Below are 22,590 nucleotides of genomic sequence, written 5' to 3' on the forward strand. Positions count from 1 at the left end.
CCGGAAAAGCCCCAACACGGGGCAGTTCCGAGACTTCGCGCACCAGCACAATGCAAGCGCTATACCAGCCTGGCCCTTGGCCATTTACCGACTACCCTTGCGGAACCCTCGAGCCTCGACGCACTCGTAAGCCTTACATGCCCAACGCAGAGGACGCGCTCCATGCCCCGTAAAAACGCCACCCCGAGCAGCCAGGATGCCCTGCTGGAAGATTTCCAGGCCCTGGTCAGCGACACCGAAAAACTCCTGCAGCACACTGCCAGCCTCGCCGGCGAACAGGCCGAGGCGCTGCGCGACGATATCCGCAACAGCCTCGGCCGCGCTCGCGAGACCCTGCACCGCGCCGAAGCCGGCCTGCGCGAGCAGGGCAAGATCGCCGTGGACGCCACTGAGGACTACGTGCACAAGCACCCCTGGCGCGCACTCGGCCTGGCGGCTGCGGTGGGCCTGCTGTTCGGCCTGCTGCTCAGCCGCCGCTGAGCGCGCGCCATGAGCGGCCCTTCCCCCCGCCGCCTCGGCGCGGCCCTGCTCGGCCTTCTGCAGGGCCATCTGGCGCTGCTCGGCCACGAACTGGAGGACCAGCGCAACCAGGCCCTGCGCGCCCTGCTGCTGGGCGGCCTGTGCCTGGGCTTCGCCCTGCTGCTGCTGATCGGCCTGTCGGCGCTGCTGCTGATCCTCTACTGGGACAGCCACCGCCTGGCGGTGGCCGTCGGCCTGTGCCTGTTCTATGCCGCCGGCCTGCTGGCCAGCGGCGCCTGGCTGGCCCTCAGCCTGCAGCGCGCCGAGCCGCCCTTCGCCGCCAGCCTGGAAGAACTGCAACGCGACCGCGAGCAACTGCTGCCATGAGCCTGCCCCCCCTCCCCAAAGGCGCCTCGCGCCGGCAGCTGCGCAAGGCGGTGCTGCGCATGCGCCTGGAGATGCACCGCCAGGAGCTGCGCCACGAAGCGCTGCAGCTCAGCCAGCCGCTGCGCCAGGCGCGCGACTACGGCCTGCGCCTGCGTCAGGGCAGCGCACCATTTTGGCTCGCCGGCGGCGCCCTGGCCCTGGCCGGCCTGCTCGGCGGCAAGCGTGGCTGGCGGCGCTGGCTGCGCCTGGCGCTGATCGTCGCCCCGCTGCTGCGGCGCCGCCGCCCCACCGCCGAGGCCTGAATGCCGCTGGTCTAGACCTGGGCTGGCCGCGATCTTGCTAGATCGAGCGATCCGCCCGCCTCGGTGGCGGCCCAATGCTCGCAGCTAAGGACACCCAGGTGATCGACGGACAGCCCTTCGCCGTCTTCCAGCCCTTTATCGACACCGCCACCGGCCGCATCGCCGGGGTCGAGGCGCTCGCCCGGCTGCGCGACGCCAACGGCCAGGCGCATTCCGCCGGCCCGCTGTTCGCCGACCCGAAGACCCCGCCGGCGGCGCTGCGCCGCCTCGACCGCCAGGTGCGCGAGGATGCCCTGGCGCGCTTTCACCAGGCGCCTGCGGACTGGTTTCTCAGCCTCAACATCTCGCCGCGCTGGATCAGCCGCCTGCGTCCGGCGCAGCCGCTGCCCAGCCTGCTGCAACTGCAGCGCAGCGGCATCGACCCGGCGCGCATCGTCTTCGAGATCACCGAACTGGGCGGCGCCAGCCAACGCCTGCCGGACGTGGTGGCGCGCTACCGCGAGGCCGGCGCGCGCATCGCCATCGACGATTTCGGCGCCGGCTACTCGCAACTCGACCGGGTGCTGGCGCTGCAGCCGGACATCCTCAAGCTGGACATGCGCCTGTTCCAGGCCGCCGCCCGCGGCGGCCCCAGCGGCGAGGTGGTCAAGGCGCTGGCGCAGATGGCGGAAAAGACCGGCTGCTGGATCATCGCCGAGGGCGTGGAAACCGAAGCGGAGCTCAACTTCGCCCTGGAATGCGGGGCCCGCTACGTCCAGGGTTTCCTGTTCGCCAAGCCTGCCCGCGAGCTGTTCGCCAGCGACGCCTTCGCCGGCCGCTTCGCCCGTCTGCGCGACAGCTACGTGCAGCACAAGCTCGCCGAGCGCGCGCGGCTGATGACCCTGCGCCAGCAACTGACGGAGCTGATGCACGAGCTGCGCCCGTGGGCCGAGAGCGGCGCGCCGGCCGCCCGCCTGCGCGCGCCGGATCACTACCCCTGGCTGCTGCGCATCTACCAGTGCGACCGCCACGGCACCCAGCTCACCCCCAACCTGGAATGGCGCCAGCAGGCCTGGCACAGCGACGACCGCTACCTGGGCCACAACTGGTCGTGGCGCCCCTACTTCTACCAGTTGCTCGCCGAGGGCTGGGAGGAGCGCCGCCTGACCCTGTCCACCACCTACCGCGACGCCACTAGCAACCAGTACTGCCTGACCGCTGGGCAGTTCATCGACCACGGCCGCCGCTTGCTGCTGGTGGACATCGACGCCGCCGGCCTCTGAGAAACTGTTCAAAATCTTTTGCGCAGTAGGTTCAGGAAGGCCGGGTGGATGAACTGCAGACTGCTCCAGCCGAACGCGGCGACGCCGAGCGCTGCCAGTACCTTGCTTCGCGTATTCATGGCAAACCTCCGGCTGGCTCAGACGATCTCACAACGCAGCATCATCGAGTGGTCTTTGTGGGTCAGGTTGTGGCAGCGCATCACGTACTTGCCCTTGTAGTCGCGCAAACGCATCCCCCCCCCACGAGACAGTACGGTCGGAGATGTTGAACACAGCCTTGCGCCGCGCCACCCGCAGCAATGGCTCGATCTTGCCGATGACCACCACCTTGTCGCCGGGGATGCCCCGGGGCTGACCTGGTCGTAGTAGAGCATGTCGTTGGGGTCGAAACGGCGGTCGCCGAAGGCTGGCGGATCGCCCTAGTGCGAATGCACCACCGGGCTCAGCACGGGCAGATTCGGTCAGGCGGCCTGATAGGTCCAGACCGGCTGCGGCGGATAGGCCGGATTGAACACCCAGCCCTCGCGCTGCGCAGCCTGCAACTCGTAGTGCTCGGCCGGCCGGCCGAACTGAGCCCAGCGCCGATGCGCCGGATGCCCGGCCTCACCGGCAACGGCGTTGGTAAGCTCGGCGGGCGGCGGATCGAGCGCTTGCCGCAAAGCAGTGGTGGCCGGTCGGGCAGGAACTCCTGCCAGGGAATGGTCGCCAGGATCAGCGCCGCACTATGGAGAAAGCCGCGCCGCGACAACGGCCCGGCGGCGCCGTGGACCGATCGACGGGCGTGGCGACCTCTTGCACCTCACCCGGTCCTTGACTCGGCCATACCGGCTTGATGTTCGTGCGTCCACTATTCGCAGGCATACGGCCCCGCGTGCAGGCGCAATGAACCCGTCCGCCTGAAATTGGGTCGACTCGACCTGGCATCCGGGCCGGAACAGCTGCCAGCGACCACACCAGCCGATGGGCAGGTGCACCGGAGCGAGTCGACTCGGCTCCAGCAGGGGCGCTGCGCGGGCAATCAGCAGATAAAGGGAGGGGCGTGGAACAGCTGCCAGAAGCACCTCGTCCAAACGGGGCGCAGGGTACGCCAGGTCGAATAGCTGTCCATGGCATTCTCCCAAGCGGCAAAACGCTCAATCACGGCAACCAGCGCCCTCACCTTCGCCAGCCACTGTCAAATAACCAACCACCCCAACCCTAACTTAAGTCCAACTCCAGCAAACAGACAGAGAATCGTCACGCACCAGAATAAAAGCGCATAGACGCGACAAACATATGTAAATAATGAATCCCCTCAAAGAAGGATCTGTACCCGCGCCATGCCTGGGCTGCAGCGCCTCATGCAACCGCCCCAAAGCCACCTGCCATGCAGAACCGCGAAGCACGCGCCCGGCTTGCGCCGCGCGGCGCGAACGCCGAAGCTAGGGCTCTGTTCATCTCCGGAGAGGATCGGCCTTGGATTGGCACACCCTGCTCACCCGCGAACGTCTCGGCAAACCCGCTCCCAGCTCTGCGGAACTGGGCCGCAGCCCCTTCCACAAGGATCACGACCGCATCATCTTCTCCGGCGCCTTCCGCCGCCTGGGGCGCAAGACCCAGGTGCACCCGGTGAGCAGCAACGACCATATCCACACGCGCCTGACCCACTCGCTGGAAGTCAGCTGCGTCGGCCGCTCGCTGGCCATGCGCGTCGGCGAGATGCTGCGCGACGAGCTGCCCGACTGGTGCGCACCGAGCGACCTGGGCATGGTCGTGCAGTCGGCCTGCCTGGCCCACGACATCGGCAACCCGCCGTTCGGTCACTCCGGCGAGGACGCCATCCGCCACTGGTTCCAGCAGGCCGCCGGACGGGGCTGGCTGGACGCCATGAGCGAGGCCGAGCGCGCCGACTTTCTCAGTTTCGAGGGCAACGCCCAGGGCTTTCGCGTGCTCACCCAGCTGGAATACCACCAGTTCGACGGCGGCACCCGGCTGACCTACGCCACCCTCGGCAGCTATCTCAAGTACCCCTGGACCGCGCGCCATGCCGAGGCCCAGGGCTACAAGAAGCACAAGTTCGGCTGCTACCAGAGCGAGCTGGCGCTGCTCGAGCAGATCGCCGCCAAGCTGGAGCTGCCGCAGCTGGAGGCGCAGCGCTGGGCGCGCCACCCGCTGGTGTACCTGATGGAGGCGGCCGACGACATCTGCTATGGCCTGATCGACCTGGAAGACGGCCTGGAGATGGGGCTGCTCGACTACGCCGAGGTCGAGGCGCTGCTGCTCGACCTGGTTGGCGACGATATTCCGGAAACCTACCGTCAACTTGGACCCCAGGATTCGCGCCGGCGCAAGCTGGCGATCCTGCGCGGCAAGGCCATCGAACACCTGACCAACGCCGCCGCCGGCGCCTTCGTCGAGCAGCAGCGCGACCTGCTCGCCGGCTGCCTGCAGGGCGACCTGGTGGAACATATGCACGGTGCGGCCAAGCGTTGCGTGCAGAGCGCCAAGTCGCTGGCCCGCGAGAAGATCTTCCACGACAAACGCAAGACCCTGCATGAGATCGGCGCCTACACCACCCTGGAAATCCTCCTCAACGCCTTCTGCGGCGCCGCCCTGGAGCAACACGGCGGACGCGCGCCGTCGTTCAAGCACCGACGCATCCTCGACCTGCTCGGCAACAATGCGCCCGACCCGAGCTGGCCGCTGTACCGCTCCTTCATGCGGGTGATCGACTTTATCGCCGGCATGACCGACAGCTACGCTACGGAAATGGCGAGGGAGATGACCGGGCGTTCCAGCCCGGTGTAACAGGCCTATGAAGAATTTGATCCGCAGCACTTTCACCTGGCATGCCGGGCCGCCGGCCTGGGGCCCGGCGCTGGTCGCCGGGTTTGGCTGCGCCCTGCCCCTGCTGCTCGGCCTGTTCACCGCCCACAGCGGCTTTCTCTGGGCCTCGGCCGGCGCCTTCCAGGCCGCGCAGGCCAACCCGCTGCACCGCTTCGGCATGCTGCGCATGCTGCTGCTCACCGGCCTCGGCGCCTGCAGCGCGGGCCTGGGCTTCTGGGCTGCCAGCCATCCGCTGGTCAGCCTCAGTATTTTCGCCGCCTTCGGCCTGCTGCTGGCCTGGCTGCAGCGCTTCGGCAGCGAGGCCGGCAAGCTGGGCATCGGCCTGGCCATCTGCCTGTGCCTGGGCCAGGGCCAGTTCGGCGTCGGCAATCTGCATAACCCCTATGCGGTGGCCATGCTGTTCATCCTCGGCGGGCTCTGGGTGATGCTGCTGGCCTTCGGCCTGCGCGGCCTGCACGGGCTGCGCATGTGGCCGTACATGCCGCGCTTCATCAGTATTCTCAAGGTGCTCAAGCGCCACGCCCAGCGCCTGCCGCGCCAGCAGTGGCGCCTGCATGCGCTGGCCTGCGTGCTGGCGTTCGCCGCCTCCGGGCTGATCGTCAACCTGGCCGGCCTGTCGCGCGGCTACTGGCTGACCCTGACGGTGATCACCACCCTGCAGCTGGAGTTCCAGGGCAGCCTGGTACGCGCCCTGCAGGCCAGCCTGGCCAGCCTGGCCGCGGCCGGCCTGCTGATCGCCTTCGGCCACAGCCTGCAGAACCCGCCGCTGATGGTGATGACCCTGCTGCCGCTGGTGATCCTCAGCCGCGCCCTGCAGGCCAACCACTACGGCCTGTTCGTGCTGCAGACCAGCCTGTGCTTCGTGCTGCTGGCCGAGAGCCTGGCGCAGGACTGGCACCTGGCCGAGGTGCGCCTGCTCAACGCGCTGATCGGCGTCGCCCTGGCCCTGACCGTGGCCCTGCTGGTGCACGGCCTGCGCCTGCAACTGAGCAAGCCGCACAAGCTGCAACAGGGGCAGCAATCGCCGTAACGTCGACGCCTGGAGTGTTGCGGGCCCGCTAGGCCGCGCGCACCAGAAGCACGCTGGCTGCCGACGACCAAGCAGGCCCGGCCACTCTTCACTATGCTTGCTCTGCCCGCAGCGCCACCCAAGGAGTGAAGTGCGATGCCCAAGACCGCCGTTCCGCGCGAGCGTCGCTTCCCGTTACACGTCCATATCAGCGCCCTGTTCACCCTCCTGTTGCTGCTCACCGGCGTGGTGCTGGGGCTGTTCAACTACCAGCAGACCAGTCAGATGATCGTCTCCAGCAGCGCCAAGCTGTTCGAGCGCATCCAGCACGACGTGCAGCAGGACCTGGACAGCACCTACCGGCCGATCCGCCACCTGCTCAGCCTGCTGACCCTCGACCCGGCCACTCAGGGCGACGACCTGGACACCCGCCTGGCTCTGCTGCGCCCCTTCGTCCAGGCCCTGCGCGACAACCCCAAGCTCGGCTCGCTGTACCTGGGCTACGACGACGGCGACTTCTTCATGGTCCGCCCGCTGCGCAGCGACGCCCTCAAGCAGCGCTTCGACGCACCGCCGGGTGCCGCCTACCAGATCTGGTCGATCGACCGCAGCGCCACCGGCACCGAAGCCTACTACCTGTTCTACGACGGCTCGCTGAACCAGATCAGCCGCCGCCAGCGCCTCAAGGAGAGCTACGATCCGCGCAGCCGCGACTGGTACAAGCGCGCCCGCGGCGACGGCGGGCAGATCACCACCGCGCCCTATGTGTTCTTCTCCACTGAGGAGGTCGGCACCACCCTGGCCCGGCGCAGCGGCCTGACTGCGGTGCTCGGCGCCGATCTGACCCTGGCCGACCTGTCCGCCACCCTCGCCGCCCACCGCGTCACCCCCAACAGTGACCTGGTACTGGCCGACGCCGAGGGCAACGCCGTGGCCTACCCCGACAGCAGCCGGCTGATCCGCGTCGAGGGCGACAGCAGGCGCCTGGTCAAGGTGCGCGAGATCAACCCGGTGCTGGGCGAGCTGCTCGACGGCGAACTCAACGAACAGGACCAGGGCACCGTGGTGCTGGCCCAGCAGCGCTGGGCCATGGCCCACCGGCATATCCAGGAAGGCGGCCCGCAGGGCCTGCACCTGGCGCTGCTGGTGCCCGAGCGCGAGCTGCTCGCCGATGCCTACCGCATCCGCTGGCAGGGCGCGCTGATCACCCTCACCACCCTGCTGCTGTGCCTGCCGCTGGGCTGGCTGGCCTCGCGTCTGGTGGTCAAGCCGCTGCGCGCGCTGGTGCAGGAGGCCGAGGCGATTCGCCGCTTCGACTTCGACCACCCGGCCAGCGGCCGTTCGCCGATCCTAGAAGTCGATCAGCTGGCGGTGTCGATGACGCGGATGAAGGACACCCTCGGCCGCTTCCTCGACATCGCCGCCAGCCTTTCCGCGGAAACCCGCTTCGACGCCCTGCTGCGCCGGGTGATGGACGCCACGGTGGCGATCAGCGAGGCGCAGGGCGGGGTGATCTACCTGCTCGACGCCGACAGCGGCCGCCTCGAACCCCAGGGCCTGGTGCTCGACGGCCAAGCCCATGGCCTGGACGAGCTGGGCCTGCAGGGTTTCGCCCTGGACGACGCGGCGCTGCCCGACTGGCTGCGCGGGCCGGCCAGCGGCGGCGCCAGCGTCGCCATGTCCCTGGGCTTCGACCAGGCCGGCAGTTTCCGCGGCCTGCTCTCGGCGCTGGACAGCCCGCGCCTGCACCTGATTGCCGCCGGCCTGCACAACCGCCAGGGCGACACCGTCGGCGTGCTGGTGCTGCTGCAGCGCGACCACGGCGACGGCAACGACAGCATGTTGCGCCCGGAACGACTGGCCTTCGTCGACGCGGTGTCCGGCAGCGCCGCGCTGTGCATCGAGAGCCAGCGCCTGCTGGCCCGGCAGAAGCAGCTACTCGACGCCTTCATCCAGCTGATCGCCGGCGCCATCGACGCCAAGAGTCCCTACACCGGCGGCCACTGCCAGCGCGTGCCGGAAATCACCCTGATGCTCGCCCGCGCCGCCGCCGACAGCGACGAGCCGGCCTTTCGCGACTACCGGCCCAGCGACGAGGAATGGGAGGCGCTGCATATCGCCGCCTGGCTGCACGACTGCGGCAAGGTCACCACCCCGGAATACGTGGTGGACAAGGCGACCAAGCTGGAGACCCTGTACGACCGCATCCACGAGGTGCGCATGCGCTTCGAGGTGCTCAAGCGCGACGCCTGGATCGCCTACTGGCGGGGCCGCGCCGAGGGTGGCGAAGACGCCGCGCTGGCGGCGCTGCGCGACCAGTTGCTGAACGAGCTGGACGAGGAGTTCGCCTTCGTCGCGCGCACCAACCTCGGCGGCGAGGCCATGGCCGAGGCCGACCAGGCGCGCCTCAAGCAGATCGCCGAACGCACCTGGCTACGCACCCTCGACGACCGCCTGGGTGTGTCCTGGGAGGAAGCCAAGCGTCAGCAGCGCAGCCCGGCGCCCAGCCTGCCGGTGGCAGAAGCGCTGCTGGCGGACAAGGTCGAACACCTGATCGAGCGCCCGGCACAGGAGCTGATCGCGCCGGACAACCCCTGGGGCTTCAAGCTGGAGGTGCCGCCGCACAAGTTCAATCGCGGCGAGCTGCACAACCTGAGCATCGCCCGCGGCACCCTGACCGCCGAGGAGCGCTACATCATCAACCACCACATCGTGCAGACCATCCTCATGCTCGGCCGGCTGCCATTCCCCAAGCACCTGCAGAACGTCGCCGAGATCGCCGGCGGCCACCACGAGAAGATGGACGGCACGGGCTACCCCAAGCGCCTGACGCGCGACGAGATGAGCCTGCCGGCACGGATGATGGCGATTGCCGATATCTTCGAGGCGCTGACCGCGGTGGACCGCCCCTACAAGAAGGGCAAGACGCTGTCGGAGGCGCTGAACATCATGGTCGGCATGTGCAAGGGCGCGCACATCGACCCGCCGCTGTTCGCCCTGTTCATCCGCGCCGGCATCTACCGGCACTATGCCGAGCGGTTCATGCTGGCCGAGCAGATCGATGCGGTGGACGAGCAGGCGTTGCTGGAGAAGGCGGGGCTGGCCTGACGGCCGTGGCCCGGATCGGCCGAACGGCTGATCCGGGGGAGGCGGCGCCGGAGAACCCGGCGCCGAACGCGGATCACGCCTGGTTGATCGGGTTTTCCGGGTACCAGACATCCAGCAGCGGGCTGATCTCGAAGCCCTGCAGCTCGTCGCGGCCCTTCAGCCAGGCCTCGACGGCACTACGCTGCGCCTCGTCGACCGAGCCGCGCTTGGCCAGGCAGACCAGACCGTAGTCTTCGCCGCCGACGTAATCCAGGCCGTTGCCGGCGATGGCCTGAGCGAGGAACTGGTCGATGAAGGCATCGACGGTCTGGTCGTTCAGGTCGGCCTTGAAGTTCAGGGTCAGCTCGAAGCCCAGCTCCTGGAATTCATCGACACAGAGCTTCTTGCGCAGACGGCGGGAACGGTTGGTCGCCATGAAACAATCCTCAAAAGTAATAACGCGCGGCACTCTAGCAGATCGCCCGACTTGTCGCTCGCTGCCCTGCCACCTTGCGGCATAATGTGCGGCAACTTTTCCCGGCGGCTGGCTGTCGTTGACTTCAGTTATTCGAGCGCCCTCGCTCGCGGCTTGACCAACGAGCCGATCCGCCCCGTCGCAGTTGCCGCCTCAGTGCGCAAGGTTTTTCATCATGATCCAGCGGTTTCGCCAACTGGCGCTGAGCGCCCTGTTCCTGCCCCTCGCCCTCACCTGCCACGCCGCCGGCGGCGCCCTGCCGGCCAAGGTCGAGCAGGCACTGAAGGCCAACAAGATCTCCAACCACTCGCTGGCGGTAGTGACCCTGCCGTTGGCCGGCCAGGGCGGCGGCCTGCAGTTCAATGCCGACGTCTCGGTCAACCCGGCCTCCACCATGAAGCTGGTGACCACCTACGCCGCGCTGGAGCTGCTCGGCCCCAACCACCAGTGGACGACCGAGTTCTACGCCGACGGCCCGGTCAAGGACGGTGTGCTGCACGGCAACCTCTACCTCAAGGGCGGCGGCGATCCCAAGCTGAACATGGAGAAGCTCTGGCTGCTGCTGCGCGATCTGCGCCTCAACGGCGTGCGTCAGGTGCAGGGCGATCTGGTGCTCGACCGCAGCTTCTTCGTCGCGCCGCAACTGCCGGCCTTCAACGATGACGGCGGCGACGCCAACAAGCCCTTCCTGGTGGCGCCCGACTCGCTGCTGGTCAACCTCAAGGCGCAGCGTTTCATCACCCGCGCCGAAGGCGGCAAGGTCCAGGTCGCCATGGATCCACCGATCGCCACGGTGCGCATCGACAACCAGGTCAAGCTGCTCAAGGCCGGCCCCTGCCCGGCCTGGCCCGACGTGCGCTACAACGCCGTGAAGCAGTACGACGGCACCACCCTGATCGTCAGCGGCCAGTTGGCCGACGGCTGCAGCGCGCAGACCTACCTGTCGCTGCTCGACCACCCCAGCTACGCCGCCGGCGCAGTTCGCGGCATCTGGCAGGAGCTGGGCGGCAAAATCCTCGGCAAGGATCGCCTCGCCGAAGTGCCGGACAAGGCTCGCCTGCTGGTGCGCGCCTACTCGCCGGACGTGGTGGAGATCGTCCGCGACATCAACAAGTACAGCAACAACACCATGGCCCGGCAGCTGTTCCTCAGCCTCGGCGCGCAGTTTCGCACCGCCGCCGACCAGGACGATGCCATGGCCGCGCAACGGGTGATCCGCAGCTGGCTGGCACGCAAGGGCATCACCGCGCCGCACCTGGTGATGGAGAACGGCTCCGGCCTGTCGCGCGCCGAACGCATCAGCGCGCGGGAGATGGCGGCCATCCTCCAGGCCGCCTGGCGCAGCCCCTACGCCGCCGAGTTCCGCAGCTCGATGCCGCTGGTGGCGCTGGACGGCACCATGCGCAAGCGCCTGCGCCGCACCCCGCTGGTGGGCGAGGCGCATATCAAGACCGGCACCCTGAACAACGTGCGCGCCATCGCCGGTTACAGCCGCGACAGCAACGGTCAGGACTGGGCGGTGGTGGCGATCCTCAACGACCCCAAACCCTGGGGCGCCACCTCGATCCTCGACCAGGTGCTGCTGGAGACCTACAAACAGCCGAAGCGCTGAAGATCTGTGGGCGGGGCGTAGGGTGGATGACGCTTTACCCATCCACCGGCGATGCACTTATGGTGGATGAGAAGAGCGTCATCCACCCTACGCAGGCCCGACAACCTCACGCTAGCGCGCGCTGAAACGCCAGGCGCGGTGGATCTTCGGGTTGCGGGCGAAGTCGGGGTCGAGGGTTTGCGCGCTGATCTCCTCGACCTGGTAACGCGCCGCCAGCCCCTCGTCGAGCTGGAACTTGCGGAAGTTGTTGGAGAAATACAGCACCCCGCCGCGAGCCAGGCGCGCCATGGCCAGGTCGAGCAGCTCGACGTGGTCGCGCTGCACGTCGAACACCCCCTCCATGCGCTTGGAGTTGGAGAAGGTCGGCGGATCGATGAAGATCAGCTCGTAGTCGTTGCGATCCTCGGCCAGCCAGGCCATCACGTCGCCCTGCTCCAGGCGGTGCTTGTCGGAAAACCCATTGAGCGACAGGTTGCGCCGCGCCCAGTCCAGGTAGGTCTTCGACAGGTCGACGCTGGTGGTGCTGCGCGCGCCGCCCTTGGCCGCATGCACGGTGGCCGTGGCGGTGTAGCAGAACAGGTTGAGAAAGCGCTTGCCGGCGGCCTCGCGCTGAATGCGCAGGCGCAGCGGACGGTGATCGAGGAACAGCCCGGTGTCCAGGTAATCGGTGAGGTTGACCAGCAGCTTGACCCCGCCCTCGCTGACCTCCATGAACTGGCCCTGGGCGGCCTGGCGCTGATACTGCTTGCTGCCGCTCTGCCGCTCGCGGCGCTTGATCGCCACCCGATTCTGCGCCACGCCGAGAGCCTGGGGAATCGCCGCCAGGGCGTCGAGCAGACGCGCCTGGGCCTTGTCCGGATCGATCGAGCGCGGCGGGGCATATTCCTGCACGTGCACCCAGTCGCGGTACAGGTCCACCGCCAGGGCATACTCGGGCATGTCGGCATCGTACAGGCGGTAGCACTCCACGCCCTCGCGGCGCGCCCACTTGCCCAGTTGCTTGAGGTTCTTCTGCAGGCGATTGGCGAACATCTGCCCGCCTTCGGACAGGCGTGCCTGCGGCGCTGCCTCGGCCGCAGGCTCCGCCTCCTCGCGTCCGCGTCGCTCGCCGGTGACGAACTGCTCGGTCTGCACCTTGATCAGCAGCAGCTTGCAGGGCAATGCGCCGTTCCAGAAGGCGTACTGCTTGTGGCTGCGCAGGCCCATGCGCTTGCCCAGCTCCGGCGCGCCAGTGAACACCGCCGCCTCCCAGCCCAGGCAGGCCTGGCGCAGGCGCTCGCCGAGGTTCTGGTAGAGGTACAGCAGGCTGGCCTCATCGCCCAGGCGCTCGCCATAGGGTGGGTTGCTGATCACCAGGCCCTTCTGGTTCTGGTCCGGACGCGGCTCGAAGCTGCCCAGCTCGCCCTGATAGATCTTCACCCAGTCGGACAGGCCGGCGCGCTCGACGTTGTTGCGCCCAGGCTGGATCAACCGTGGGTCGGCCTCGTAGCCACGAATCCACAGCGGCGGCTTGGCCAGGCCGGCGGCGGCGCGCTGCTCGGCCTCGGCATGCAGTTTCTTCCATAGCGCCGGCACGTGGCCGAGCCAGCTGGAAAAGCCCCAACGCTCGCGGCGCAGGTTGGGGGCGATGTCGGCGGCCATCAGCGCCGCCTCGATCAGGAAGGTGCCGACGCCGCACATGGGGTCGGCCAGGGCCCCGCCCTCGGCGGCGATGCGCGGCCAGCCGGCGCGGATCAGCACCGCAGCGGCGAGGTTTTCCTTGAGCGGCGCAGCGCCCTGCTGCAGGCGGTAGCCGCGCTGGTGCAGGCTGTGCCCGGACAGGTCCAGGGACAGGATCGCCTCGCCGCGCTCCAGACGCAGATGCACGCGCAGGTCGGGGTTGAGCTTGTCGATGCTGGGGCGCTCGCCGCTGCTGGTGCGCAGGCGGTCGACGATGGCGTCCTTGACCTTGAGCGCGCCGAAGTGGCTGTTGTCGATGCCCGAGCCATGGCCGCTGAACTCCACCGCCAGGCTGCCGGCCGGCTCCAGGTGATCGCGCCAGTCCACCGCCTTGACGCCCTCGTAGAGGTCGTCGGCGTTGCTCATGGAGAAGCGCGCCAGCACCAGCAGCACGCGGTTGGCCAGGCGCGACCACAGGCACAGGCGGTAGGCGGTCTCCAGCTCGGCCTGGCCGCGCACGGCGGCTGTCTGCTCGCGCGCCTCCTCCAGGCCCAGTGCCTTGGCCTCTTCCAGCAGCAGGCCTTCGAGCCCCTTGGGGCAGGTGAGAACGATTTCGTAACGATCCGACATGGACTTTCCAGTGCCTATGGCAATCAGGGAGGCGCGACCTGCGCGCCTCGACTCAAAATAAGTGACAAAACGTCACATCGCGACCCTTCGTCGGAATAAGCAAGCAGTCTCATTTGCACTAGCACAATGACGCCACTGCCGCCTGCAGCCAGGCCCCACGGCGCCTGGCCGGAAGACGCTGGACATATGCCCAGCGCCCTTATGGCCTCACCCTCGTTTAGGTTACGCCCTTATGACAAATCGATCATTCACAGGCCCCAGCGCATTCGTTAGAACACTACTCAAGGCTTTCGCTGCAACGGCGAGGGCATAGAAAGTTCGCCACGCCGGCAGCGAACTTTCGCAGGCAGAAGACTCTCTGCCCGGCCTTGCCACAAGGCCAACGGGACATAACAGTCAACAGTGAGGGCAACACCCTATGAGAAGACTTAAGCGTGATCCGTTAGAACGAGCTTTTTTGCGCGGCTATCAGTACGGCATCAATGGTAAATCCCGCGAACTTTGCCCCTTCACCCTGCCTTCGGTACGTCAAGCCTGGCTCAATGGCTGGCGCGAGGGCCGCGGCGACAACTGGGATGGGCTGACCGGCACCGCCGGTATTCATCGACTCAACGAACTTCACGCTGTCGGCTGATCAGGATCACTTCCGACTTCACCATGCCGACCCCCTCCGGGCGGCGGGCGCAAGCCCAGGGGCTCCTTCGGGAGCCCTCTTTATTTGCGCAATACCGCAATGGCATCCACCGCCTCGCGAATCAGCGCCGGGCCCTTGTAGATGAATCCCGAATAGATCTGCACCAGGCTCGCACCGGCGGCGATCTTCTCCGCCGCATGCCTGCCCTCAGTGATGCCGCCGACCGCGATGATCGGCAAACGCCCGCCCAGCTCGCCAGCCAGCACCTTGACGATATGCGTGCTCTTGTCGCGCACCGGCGCACCCGACAGCCCGCCGGCCTCGTCGCCATGGGCCAGGCCTTCGACGCCTTCGCGGCCGAGAGTGGTGTTGGTGGCGATCACCGCATCCATTCCCGCCTCCAGCAGCGCCGCGGCCACCAGTGCGGTTTCCTCGTCGCTCATGTCCGGGGCGATCTTGATCGCCAGCGGCACGCGCTTGCCGTGCTGCTGGGCCAGGTTCTCCTGGCGCTGGCGCAGCGCTTCGAGCAGTTCCTTGAGCGAGTCGCCGAACTGCAGACTGCGCAGGCCGGGGGTATTCGGCGAACTGACGTTGACCGTGACGTAGCTGGCGTGGGCATAGACCTTGTCCAGGCAGGCCAGGTAGTCGTCCACCGCACGCTCGACCGGGGTATCGAAATTCTTGCCGATATTGATCCCCAGCACGCCCTTGAACTTCGCCGCCTGCACCCGTTGCAGCAGGTGGTCGACACCCAGGTTGTTGAAGCCCATACGGTTGATCACCGCCTCGGCCTCCGGCAGGCGGAACAGCCGCGGCTTGGGGTTGCCCGGCTGCGGCCGCGGGGTGACGGTGCCGATCTCGACGAAGCCGAAGCCCAACTGGGCGAAGCCGTCGATGGCGTCGCCATTCTTGTCCAAACCGGCGGCCAGGCCCACGGGGTTGGCGAACTGCAGGCCCATCACCGTGATCGGCAGACTGGCCGGCGCCTTGCTCAGCAGGCGGTTGAGGCCCAGACGGCCGCCGGCGCCGATCAGGTCGATGGACAGCTCGTGGGAGGTTTCCGGGGACAGTTTGAACAGCAGCTCGCGGGCCAGGGAGTACATGGGCAGGCTTAGCTCGATAGATGAGGGTGGGCAGGCCGGCGATTATAGCCGCGCGCGGCCCACCGGCGCGAGGCGGGTGCGCCGGATCAGGGCAAAGGGCGTAAGCTCAGTAGCTCGCCGGCGGTACTGAACTCCAGTACGAAGGAACCATAGATCCCCTCATGGGTCAGATAGGGCCGCAAATGGTGGGCCGGCAAACTGACGCGGCGGCCGTCGCGGCTTTGCGCCATAATCCGGTTGGCATGGCCACGGTAGACGGCCTGCAACCGTTCGGCCGATAACGCAATATCCAGCACCAAGCTGGGCATGGAGGCACCCTCGCAAATGAATGCGGCTATTTTGCCACAGACCCACCTCGCCGCCGCTGACGCGTCGCGCGGCGCCGTGCAAGCAGGAGCTGCCGGCGTCTGCCACACTGCTGTAGACGCCCTTGGAGCTACCTGTTGGCCATGAGCCTGTCCGAGCCCTCGACCCTCAGCACCCGCCTGACCGCTCTGGCCCAACGCCTGGGGCTGATCGGTCGCGGCTCGCGGCAGATATTCGCCCGGGCCAGCGCGCTGCGCCTGCCGTTCCGGGTGCTGCCGCCACCCGGGACAAGCATCTGCTGGCACGAGGGCCCGCCCCTGCAGCGCCTGGTCGACCTGCCACGCGGTGCACTCTCAGGCCCGGTGCAGGAAGACAAGGCCCAGGCCCATGCCGCCCTGACCCAGGTGGTGACGACCGAACGCCAACACCTGCAAGCCTTCGACCTGCGCCTGGTCGACGGCTTCGCCTGCAACGCGAGCAGCCAGCACGGCTACGCCAGTTTCGAGGACTATGCGGCGAGCGAGCACTGCAAGCAGGTGCGCATCATCAGCTACAAGGATTTCGTCAAGACCATCAGCCAGGCCTTGCCGCGTTTTCTCGCCGGCGAAGCCGTCGAGCTGCGTCAGGCCGGCTGGCACGGCACCCGCACCTTCTGGGCGGGCGAGCAGCAGGGCGAAGCCTTCGCCGGAGCCATCGTCTATGCCCGCAGGCGCGGCCTGGAGGTGCTGCTGCCGGCCAACCTGACCCGTTACCGGCTGAGCGCCAGCGGGCTGGAAAACCTGCAGCTGCGCTACCACGTGCTGGCCATGCCGGGCGAAGCCTGGAGCGACCCGCACTTCATGGGCCTGCTGCTGGATAACGGCCTGCCCTATGCGCGCCTGTCGTTGCTGAAGACCGCCGGCGCGCCGGAATTCCTCCTGTTGCCCAAGGAACATCCCCAGGCCACCGCCCTCGGCGAAGGCCTGCGCCTGGCCGGCGCCCCCGACGTACTGGACTATCTGCGCCAGCTGGCGCAATAGGGTGCGCCGCGCGCACCGCCGTGCGGCCCGAGCTGGCGCTCGCGGAGCCCCCCACTCGCTGCGGCTTTCGCGGTAGCCACACCCGCCGAGATGGTGCGCACGTGCGCACCGCGCCTCCGTTACCGGTGCTGGGCACAACTCGGGCAGCCACTGCCACCGCTCTTGCGAATGCCCTCCAGCACGTGGCGTGCGCTACGCCCCTGCGGTGACACGACTCAGGTACGGAACTGCCGCACCAGCTCCTGCAGCTCCACGCCCAGGCGCGCCAGTTCGGCGCTGGAGGCGGCGGTCTGTTCGCTGGCGGTGGCGCTCTGCTCGCCGATGTCGCGCACCCGGGTGACGCTCTCGTTGATCGCCTCGGCCACCGCGCTCTGCTCCTCGGCGGCGGCGGCGATCTGCTGGTTCATCTGCTCGATGGTGCTCACCGCCTGGGTGATGCGCCCCAGGGCATCGCCCGCCTCGCCCGCCAGCTCGACGGTGCGCCGGGTCAGCTCGCGGCTGCTGTCCATCTGCTCCACGGCGCCCTTGGCCATGCGCTGCAGGCCGGCGATCAGGCTCTCGATTTCCTCGGTGCTGTCCTGCGCGCGCTTGGCCAGCGCGCGCACCTCGTCGGCGACCACGGCGAAACCGCGGCCCTGCTCGCCGGCGCGGGCGGCTTCGATGGCGGCATTGAGCGCCAGCAGGTTGGTCTGCTCGGCGACGTTGCGGATCACCTCGAGCACGCTGCCGATGCGCGCGCTTTCCTGGTTGAGCGCGGCGATGGCCTCGGCGGACTGCTCCACCTCGCTGGCCAGGCCGTCGATCTGATCCACTGCCTGCTGCACCACGCGGTTGCCCTGCTGCGCCTCCCGGTCGGCGTCGCGCGCCGCCAGCGAGGCCTGCTCGGCGTTCTGCGCGACTTCCTGCACGGTGGCGGCCATCTGGTGCATGGCGGTGGCGGTCTGCTCGGTCTCCAGCTTCTGCGTCTGCACCCCGGCGCTGGTCTGCGCGGTGATGGCCGAGAGCTGTTCGGCGGCGGCGGCGATCTGCCCCACCCCGCCGCCAATGCGGCCGACCAGGGTGCGCAGGCTGAGGGTCATGCCCTGCATGGCGGCGAACAGCTGGCCGACCTCGTCGCGGCGCTGCTGGGGAATGTCCTGGCTCAGGTCGCCCGCGGCGATACGCTGGGCGAAGCCCACGCTCTGGCGCAGCGGCACGACGATCAGGCGGGTGATCAGCAGCGCGGCGCACAGCCCCAGCACCACCGCGGCGGCGCCCATCAGGCCGAGCAGCACCAGCGAGCGTCGGCTGTCGTCGAGCATGGCCTGCTCCGCGCCGGCCTGGGCGGCCTCGGCCAGGTCCACCACCGAGCGCGCACGCTCGATCATGGCGTTTTCCGTCGCCAGGTTCTGCTCGCGCAACTGCTGGTAGTAGAGGAAGGAGCGCTGATACAGGGTCAGCGCCTGCAGCGCGGTCTCGATCGCCGCCTTCTGCTCGTCGTCGAGCCAGATCATCAGGCTGCGGGCCACGGTCTGCAGGTCTTCGCTGACGTACTCCCACTCCTCCAGCGCCTCGGCGGAGCCGTCGATGATGTACAGGCTCTCGTGACCGCGCAGATCGAGCATGCGCTTGCTCAGACCGGAGGCGGTCTCGGCCAGGGTCAGCGGATCGCTGCCGCGCAGCTTGTCGCCCTGCAGGCGCAGTTCGCGCACCGCGTCGTACATGTCCAGCTCGATCACCTCGAACTGATCGCGCGCCTCAGTGGCGGCGTTGCGCATGTCCTGCCGCGCTTCGCGCGCCCGGTCCTGCTGCTCGACGTAGTTGTCGAACTGCTTGAGGTACTCGGCGACCGCCTGCTGCATGGTCTGCAGGCGCGTGCCCTCGACCGCGGCGGAGCCCTGCGCCAGGCGCTCCAGCATGCCCTGCACCTGGGTCAGGCTGGCGCGCACCCGCTCGGCGCTCTGCGGGCTCAACTCGATGGCGAAGCTGCGCTCCAGACGCCGCGCCTGGAGAATCTCCTGATTCACCTGCGCCAGCTGGCCGACCTGAGCATGCCCCTGCAACCCCCCTTGCACGGCGAGAAAGCCGCTGCCGGTCATCGCCGCGGTGAGCAACAGCACCAGACCGAAGCCGATGAGTAATTTCTTGCCGACGGCAAGGTTGGCGAACAGACGTGCGGCAGGCTCGAACATACAGGGCAACTCCAGGTTCTTCTTATTAGGGTCGCACCTCGTGAGCGCGACCTGGTCGATAGCCTAGGCAACCCTTGTGCCAGACCTGTGACAGCACATCGGCCGACACGGGCAGAGGCTTGAGTGCTGGCAGTTGGCCAAGAGCGGATTGCCGAGCGGAGCCTGCCGTCGGCGGGCGCCCCGCCGATTCGGCAACGATCCGCTTATTGACGCCGGACTATTGGCGGATTTCCGCCAGGCATGGGTATGCGGCAATTAGCCCTGGCGTCGGTGCGCACGGCGCCCCCACCGCTTTGGCCAGACGCAAAAAGGCGCAGCCCTTGCGGAGCTGCGCCTGGATGCGCGCAGAGGACTCAGCGCCCGGCCAGCACCGGCATCACCCGCGGTCGCAGCACCTCGCCGGCCACCGCCAGCAGACCGATGGCGCCGGCGATCCAGTACCACTGCGCCACCGGGTCGAACAGCAGCCAGCCCAGCGCATGGAGGAACACCACCAGGATCAGCACCGGGCTGACGTAACGCACCATGAACAGCCACAGCGCGTAGCCGGCCGGCGGCAGGTTCAGCTCGTCGCGCATGATCTCGCCGCGCAGCACATAACCGGCGAGAATCACCATGCAGATGCCGCCCAAGGGCATCATCCAGCGCGAGGTCAGGTAGTCCAGCCAGTCGAAGAGGTTCTTGCCCAGCGGCGTCCAGCCGGCCAGCAGGTTGAACGAGAGCATCGCCAGCAGGCTGATCAGCAGCAGCACCGCGCCGGAAACCACGGCGGCGCGCAGACGGCTGATGCCGTGCTTCTCGTTCAGGTAGGCGACGGTGGCCTCGATCATGGAGATCGCCGAGGTCAGCGCGGCGATCGACACCATGGCGAAGAACAGCACGCCGAAGGCGGTACCCAGCGGCATCTGCTGGAAGGCCAGCGGCAGGCTCATGAAGATCAGCCCCGGCCCTGCGCTCGGGCTCATGCCGTTGGCGAAGATGATCGGGAAGATCGCCAGGCCGGCGAGCAGCGCCACGCAGGTGTCGCAGATCGCCACCATAAAGGTGGTGCGGGCGATGGACTGGCCGTCGGGGATGTAGGAGCCGTAGGTGAGGATGGCGCCCGAGGCCAGGCTGAGGGTGAAGAAGGCATGACCCAATGCGGCCAGCAGCGCCTCGCCGGTGATCTTCGAGGCGTCGAAATGGAACAGGAAGTCGAAACCGGCGCTGAAACTGCCGCTGGTGAAGGCGTAGCCGACCAGCACGATGAGCATCAGGGCCAGGCCCGGCATCATCCAGCGCACCGCGTTCTCGATGCCCTGCTGCACGCCCTTGGCCACGATCCACAGGGTCAGCAGCGCCACCAGCAGGCTCCAGCCGCCGAGCTGCCAGGGGTTGGCATTGTGCGCCGCGAACACCCCGCCGAGCGCCTCGACGCTGCTGGCGGCCAGCGAGCCGTCGAGCATCTTCCAGGTGTAGGCGAAGGCCCAGCCGGCGACGACCACGTAGAAACACAGGATCATGAAACCGGCCAGCATGGCCATGCCGCCGACCGCCTTCCACAGCGGGTTGCCGCCGTTCTCGCGGACCACCCGGCCGATGGCGTCGATGGGGCTGCCGCGGCCGCGGCGGCCGAGGGCGATCTCGGTCATCATCACCGGAATGCCGATAGCCAGGATGCAGGCCAGGTACATCAGCACGAAGGCGCCGCCGCCGTATTCGCCAGTGATGTAGGGGAATTTCCAGATATTGCCCAGGCCTACGGCCGAGCCGGTTGCAGCGAGGATGAAACCCCAGCGCGAGAGCCAGAGGTTCTTCGGTTTTTCACGGGTCATGCGTCACCTGTTTGTTTTTATCTGTGACGGAATCGGACCCGCCGCGCTTGTGGCGCAGCGGAATGCAAGGCTTTTATCGAGCCGGGTTCGCCTGGGCACGGCAGGCAAGGCCAGCCGGGCTCACTGGGCGTCGGGCTGCGCCTCCGGTGCGGCCTGTTGGAAGGCCTGCAGGGGTTCGCAGCGCGCCGCCAGGGCGAGAATGCGTGGGTACGCGGCAAGGTCACAGTTAAAACGCCGCGCATTATACAGCTGCGGGATCAGGCAGGCTTCCAGATAACCGGGCCGCGCGCCGAGCGACAGGCGCCCGTCGAACGGCGCCAGGCCCTCCTCCACCGCCGCCAGTCCCAGCGCGACCCAGTGCTGGTACCAGGCGTTCTTCGCCTCGTCAGAGGCGCCCAGCTCGGCGGACAGGTACTGCAGCACGCGCAGGTTGTTCAGCGGATGCAGATCGCAGGCGATATGCAGCGCCAGCGCCCGCACATGCGCGCGCTCGGCGGGGTCGGCCGGCAGCAGTGCCGGCACCGGGAAGATTTCCTCCAGGTACTCGAGAATCGCCAGCGACTGGGCAATGCGCACCCCGCCGTTCTCCTCGTCCACCAGCAGCGGCAGCAGCTGCTGCGGGTTCAGCGCGCGGTAATCGGCGCCGTGCTGCTGACCGCCGTCCTTGACCAGGTGCACCGGCACCTGCTCATAGGCCAGGCCCTTGAGGTTCAGGGCGATGCGCACGCGGTAGGCGGCGCTGGAGCGCCAGTAGCCATAGAGCTTCAACATCTCGGATTCCTCTCGAAACGCTCCAAGGGATCAGCGGGCGTCGTACTGTTCCACCACCTGATCGATGGCGCCGAAGAGGCTCTGGCCGGCCGCGTCGAACATCTCGATACGCACCCGGTCGCCGAACTTGAGAAACGGCGTTTTCGCCTCGCCCGACTCGACGATTTCCAGCATGCGCTTTTCCGCCAGGCAGGAAGAACCCGCACTGCGGTCGTAGTTCGACACGGTGCCCGAGCCGATGATGGTGCCGGCGCCCAGCGGGCGGGTCTTGGCGGCGTGGGCGACCAAGGTGGGGAAGTTGAAGGTCATGTCCACGCCGGCATCCGGCTGGCCGAACAGCGCGCCGTTGATATGCGAAACCAGCGGCCGATGCACCTTGCCATCCTTCCAGCTTTCGCCCAGCTCGTCCGGGGTGATCGCCACCGGCGAGAAGCTCGACGACGGCTTGCTCTGGTAAAAGCCGAAGCCCTTGGCCAGCTCGCCGGGGATCAGGTTGCGCAGCGACACGTCGTTGACCAGCATCAGCAAACGGATATGCCCGCCCGCCTCGGCCGGCGTGACGCCCATCGGCACGTCGTCGGTGATCACCGCCAGCTCGGCTTCCAGGTCGATGCCCCAGGCCTCATCGGCCAGTCGGATCGGGCTGTGCGGCGGGATAAAGCTGTCGGCGCCGCCCTGGTACATCAGCGGGTCGTGCCAGAAGGATTCCGGCATCTCGGCGCCGCGCGCCTTGCGCACCAGCTCGACGTGGTTGACGTAGGCGCTGCCGTCGGCCCAGTGATAGGCGCGCGGCAACGGGCTGTGGCAGGCGGCCTGATCGAAGGCGAAGGCGCCCTGCTCCAGACCGTCGTTGAGGCGCTGGTAGACCGCCTCCAGCTTGGGCCGGGCCACGGCCCAGTCGTCCAGCGCGGCCTGCAGGGTGGCGGCGATCTGCGGCACGCGCACGGCGCGGGCCAGGTCGCGGGAGACCACGACGAGCACGCCGTCGCGGCCCTGGTTCAGTGATGCGAGTTTCATATGCGATTTCCGTTCTTGGCATAGGAGCCGGCAAGCCGGCTCCTACA

The 22,590-nt window shown here is 67.9% G+C and carries 20 protein-coding genes and 1 pseudogene; 10 read left to right on the forward strand and 11 right to left on the reverse strand.

Annotation, left to right across the window (positions count from 1 at the left end; genetic code table 11):
* The first annotated feature begins 162 nt into the window (after positions 1–162).
* The 4 genes from EA796_RS01960 (at position 163) to EA796_RS01975 (ending at position 2,410) form a co-directional block, all read left to right on the forward strand.
* Positions 163–480 (forward strand): YqjD family protein, encoded by a 318-nt coding sequence (locus EA796_RS01960; RefSeq protein WP_021442523.1) that lies wholly within the window; start codon positions 163–165, stop codon positions 478–480.
* 9 nt (positions 481–489) lie between these two features.
* Positions 490–846, forward strand: coding sequence for a phage holin family protein (locus EA796_RS01965; RefSeq protein ID WP_122107326.1), 357 nt, complete (start codon positions 490–492; stop codon positions 844–846).
* A complete protein-coding gene (locus EA796_RS01970; protein ID WP_122107327.1) occupies positions 843–1,148 on the forward strand; it encodes a hypothetical protein in 306 nt (101 codons plus the stop codon). Before EA796_RS01965 ends, EA796_RS01970 begins: the two co-directional genes overlap by 4 nt.
* A 98-nt stretch (positions 1,149–1,246) precedes the next feature.
* Complete coding sequence (locus tag EA796_RS01975) at positions 1,247–2,410, forward strand: EAL domain-containing protein (protein ID WP_122107663.1); 1,164 nt, start codon at positions 1,247–1,249, stop codon at positions 2,408–2,410.
* 137 nt (positions 2,411–2,547) lie between these two features.
* On the opposite strand, the gene EA796_RS23255 is transcribed toward EA796_RS01975, so the two are convergent.
* Together EA796_RS23255 and EA796_RS23260 are read right to left on the reverse strand one after the other, a co-directional pair.
* Positions 2,548–2,643, reverse strand: coding sequence for a multicopper oxidase domain-containing protein (locus EA796_RS23255; RefSeq protein WP_178082521.1), 96 nt, complete (start codon positions 2,641–2,643; stop codon positions 2,548–2,550).
* A 228-nt stretch (positions 2,644–2,871) separates the two neighbouring features.
* Entirely contained in the window at positions 2,872–3,069 is a 198-nt protein-coding gene (locus tag EA796_RS23260) for a hypothetical protein (protein ID WP_178082522.1), read from the reverse strand.
* A gap of 796 nt (positions 3,070–3,865) precedes the next feature.
* Between EA796_RS23260 and EA796_RS01985 the strand changes: the two genes are divergently transcribed.
* The 3 genes from EA796_RS01985 to EA796_RS01995 all read left to right on the forward strand — a co-directional run bounded on the left by EA796_RS01985 (position 3,866) and on the right by EA796_RS01995 (position 9,353).
* Positions 3,866–5,197, forward strand: coding sequence for a deoxyguanosinetriphosphate triphosphohydrolase (locus tag EA796_RS01985; protein WP_021446203.1), 1,332 nt, complete (start codon positions 3,866–3,868; stop codon positions 5,195–5,197).
* Between the two features lie 7 nt (positions 5,198–5,204).
* Positions 5,205–6,266, forward strand: coding sequence for an FUSC family protein (locus EA796_RS01990; protein ID WP_122107328.1), 1,062 nt, complete (start codon positions 5,205–5,207; stop codon positions 6,264–6,266).
* Between the two features lie 135 nt (positions 6,267–6,401).
* Positions 6,402–9,353, forward strand: a complete 2,952-nt coding sequence (locus tag EA796_RS01995) for an HD domain-containing phosphohydrolase (RefSeq protein WP_122107329.1) — start codon at positions 6,402–6,404, stop codon at positions 9,351–9,353.
* Positions 9,354–9,426: 73 nt separating this feature from the next.
* On the opposite strand, the gene EA796_RS02000 is transcribed toward EA796_RS01995, so the two are convergent.
* Positions 9,427–9,768, reverse strand: a complete 342-nt coding sequence (locus tag EA796_RS02000; RefSeq protein WP_122107330.1) for a YggL family protein — start codon at positions 9,766–9,768, stop codon at positions 9,427–9,429.
* A gap of 214 nt (positions 9,769–9,982) precedes the next feature.
* Here EA796_RS02000 and dacB point away from each other — a divergent pair, with 214 nt between their 5' ends.
* A complete protein-coding gene (dacB, locus tag EA796_RS02005) occupies positions 9,983–11,419 on the forward strand; it encodes a D-alanyl-D-alanine carboxypeptidase/D-alanyl-D-alanine-endopeptidase (protein ID WP_122107331.1) in 1,437 nt (478 codons plus the stop codon).
* Between the two features lie 111 nt (positions 11,420–11,530).
* Here the strand turns inward: dacB and rlmKL are convergent, their stop codons facing one another.
* Positions 11,531–13,708, reverse strand: a complete 2,178-nt coding sequence (gene rlmKL, locus EA796_RS02010; RefSeq protein ID WP_122107332.1) for a bifunctional 23S rRNA (guanine(2069)-N(7))-methyltransferase RlmK/23S rRNA (guanine(2445)-N(2))-methyltransferase RlmL — start codon at positions 13,706–13,708, stop codon at positions 11,531–11,533.
* A 418-nt stretch (positions 13,709–14,126) separates the two neighbouring features.
* Between rlmKL and rmf the strand changes: the two genes are divergently transcribed.
* Positions 14,127–14,342, forward strand: coding sequence for a ribosome modulation factor (rmf, locus tag EA796_RS02015; RefSeq protein WP_003244273.1), 216 nt, complete (start codon positions 14,127–14,129; stop codon positions 14,340–14,342).
* 80 nt (positions 14,343–14,422) lie between these two features.
* On the opposite strand, the gene EA796_RS02020 is transcribed toward rmf, so the two are convergent.
* Positions 14,423–15,445 carry a quinone-dependent dihydroorotate dehydrogenase gene (locus EA796_RS02020; protein WP_122107333.1) on the reverse strand — a complete coding sequence of 341 codons (1,023 nt, stop codon included), beginning with the start codon at positions 15,443–15,445 and terminating at the stop codon, positions 14,423–14,425.
* Between the two features lie 86 nt (positions 15,446–15,531).
* Positions 15,532–15,753, reverse strand: a complete 222-nt coding sequence (locus EA796_RS02025; RefSeq protein WP_031302573.1) for a DUF2835 domain-containing protein — start codon at positions 15,751–15,753, stop codon at positions 15,532–15,534.
* Positions 15,754–15,894: 141 nt separating this feature from the next.
* Between EA796_RS02025 and EA796_RS02030 the strand changes: the two genes are divergently transcribed.
* Positions 15,895–16,770, forward strand: a complete 876-nt coding sequence (locus EA796_RS02030; protein ID WP_021441971.1) for a DUF6685 family protein — start codon at positions 15,895–15,897, stop codon at positions 16,768–16,770.
* A 215-nt stretch (positions 16,771–16,985) separates the two neighbouring features.
* On the opposite strand, the gene EA796_RS23605 is transcribed toward EA796_RS02030, so the two are convergent.
* The 5 genes and pseudogenes from EA796_RS23605 to EA796_RS02050 all read right to left on the reverse strand — a co-directional run bounded on the left by EA796_RS23605 (position 16,986) and on the right by EA796_RS02050 (position 22,543).
* On the reverse strand, positions 16,986–17,858 hold the full coding sequence (locus tag EA796_RS23605) for a methyl-accepting chemotaxis protein (RefSeq protein WP_371921449.1): 873 nt from the start codon (positions 17,856–17,858) through the stop codon (positions 16,986–16,988).
* A pseudogene (locus EA796_RS23610) lies at positions 17,844–18,941 on the reverse strand (HAMP domain-containing protein); the annotation flags it as partial. The pseudogene EA796_RS23610 and the gene EA796_RS23605, both read right to left, overlap by 15 nt.
* Before the next feature lie 353 nt (positions 18,942–19,294).
* Positions 19,295–20,755, reverse strand: a complete 1,461-nt coding sequence (locus EA796_RS02040; RefSeq protein ID WP_122107335.1) for a sodium-dependent transporter — start codon at positions 20,753–20,755, stop codon at positions 19,295–19,297.
* Between the two features lie 120 nt (positions 20,756–20,875).
* On the reverse strand, positions 20,876–21,526 hold the full coding sequence (maiA, locus tag EA796_RS02045; RefSeq protein ID WP_122107336.1) for a maleylacetoacetate isomerase: 651 nt from the start codon (positions 21,524–21,526) through the stop codon (positions 20,876–20,878).
* 30 nt (positions 21,527–21,556) lie between these two features.
* Entirely contained in the window at positions 21,557–22,543 is a 987-nt protein-coding gene (locus EA796_RS02050; protein WP_122107337.1) for a fumarylacetoacetate hydrolase family protein, read from the reverse strand.
* Between the last annotated feature and the right edge of the window lie 47 nt (positions 22,544–22,590).

Origin of the sequence: Pseudomonas sp. AOB-7 (genome assembly GCF_003696305.1) — a bacterium.
Classification (GTDB): Bacteria; Pseudomonadota; Gammaproteobacteria; order Pseudomonadales; family Pseudomonadaceae; genus Aquipseudomonas.

Excerpts from the sequence above, each read along its gene's own strand:
- EA796_RS01960 (WP_021442523.1), top strand. The coding sequence starts at position 163 with ATGCCCCGTAAAAACGCCACCCCGAGCAGCCAGGATGCCCTGCTGGAA.
- EA796_RS01965 (WP_122107326.1), top strand. The coding sequence starts at position 490 with ATGAGCGGCCCTTCCCCCCGCCGCCTCGGCGCGGCCCTGCTCGGCCTT.
- EA796_RS01970 (WP_122107327.1), top strand. The coding sequence starts at position 843 with ATGAGCCTGCCCCCCCTCCCCAAAGGCGCCTCGCGCCGGCAGCTGCGC.
- EA796_RS23255 (WP_178082521.1), bottom strand. The coding sequence starts at position 2,643 with ATGCGTTTGCGCGACTACAAGGGCAAGTACGTGATGCGCTGCCACAAC.
- EA796_RS01990 (WP_122107328.1), top strand. The coding sequence starts at position 5,205 with ATGAAGAATTTGATCCGCAGCACTTTCACCTGGCATGCCGGGCCGCCG.
- EA796_RS01995 (WP_122107329.1), top strand. The coding sequence starts at position 6,402 with ATGCCCAAGACCGCCGTTCCGCGCGAGCGTCGCTTCCCGTTACACGTC.
- EA796_RS02000 (WP_122107330.1), bottom strand. The coding sequence starts at position 9,768 with ATGGCGACCAACCGTTCCCGCCGTCTGCGCAAGAAGCTCTGTGTCGAT.
- dacB (WP_122107331.1), top strand. The coding sequence starts at position 9,983 with ATGATCCAGCGGTTTCGCCAACTGGCGCTGAGCGCCCTGTTCCTGCCC.
- rlmKL (WP_122107332.1), bottom strand. The coding sequence starts at position 13,708 with ATGTCGGATCGTTACGAAATCGTTCTCACCTGCCCCAAGGGGCTCGAA.
- rmf (WP_003244273.1), top strand. The coding sequence starts at position 14,127 with ATGAGAAGACTTAAGCGTGATCCGTTAGAACGAGCTTTTTTGCGCGGC.
- EA796_RS02020 (WP_122107333.1), bottom strand. The coding sequence starts at position 15,445 with ATGTACTCCCTGGCCCGCGAGCTGCTGTTCAAACTGTCCCCGGAAACC.
- EA796_RS02025 (WP_031302573.1), bottom strand. The coding sequence starts at position 15,753 with ATGCCCAGCTTGGTGCTGGATATTGCGTTATCGGCCGAACGGTTGCAG.
- EA796_RS02030 (WP_021441971.1), top strand. The coding sequence starts at position 15,895 with ATGAGCCTGTCCGAGCCCTCGACCCTCAGCACCCGCCTGACCGCTCTG.
- EA796_RS23605 (WP_371921449.1), bottom strand. The coding sequence starts at position 17,858 with ATGCAGGGCATGACCCTCAGCCTGCGCACCCTGGTCGGCCGCATTGGC.
- EA796_RS02040 (WP_122107335.1), bottom strand. The coding sequence starts at position 20,755 with ATGACCCGTGAAAAACCGAAGAACCTCTGGCTCTCGCGCTGGGGTTTC.
- maiA (WP_122107336.1), bottom strand. The coding sequence starts at position 21,526 with ATGTTGAAGCTCTATGGCTACTGGCGCTCCAGCGCCGCCTACCGCGTG.
- EA796_RS02050 (WP_122107337.1), bottom strand. The coding sequence starts at position 22,543 with ATGAAACTCGCATCACTGAACCAGGGCCGCGACGGCGTGCTCGTCGTG.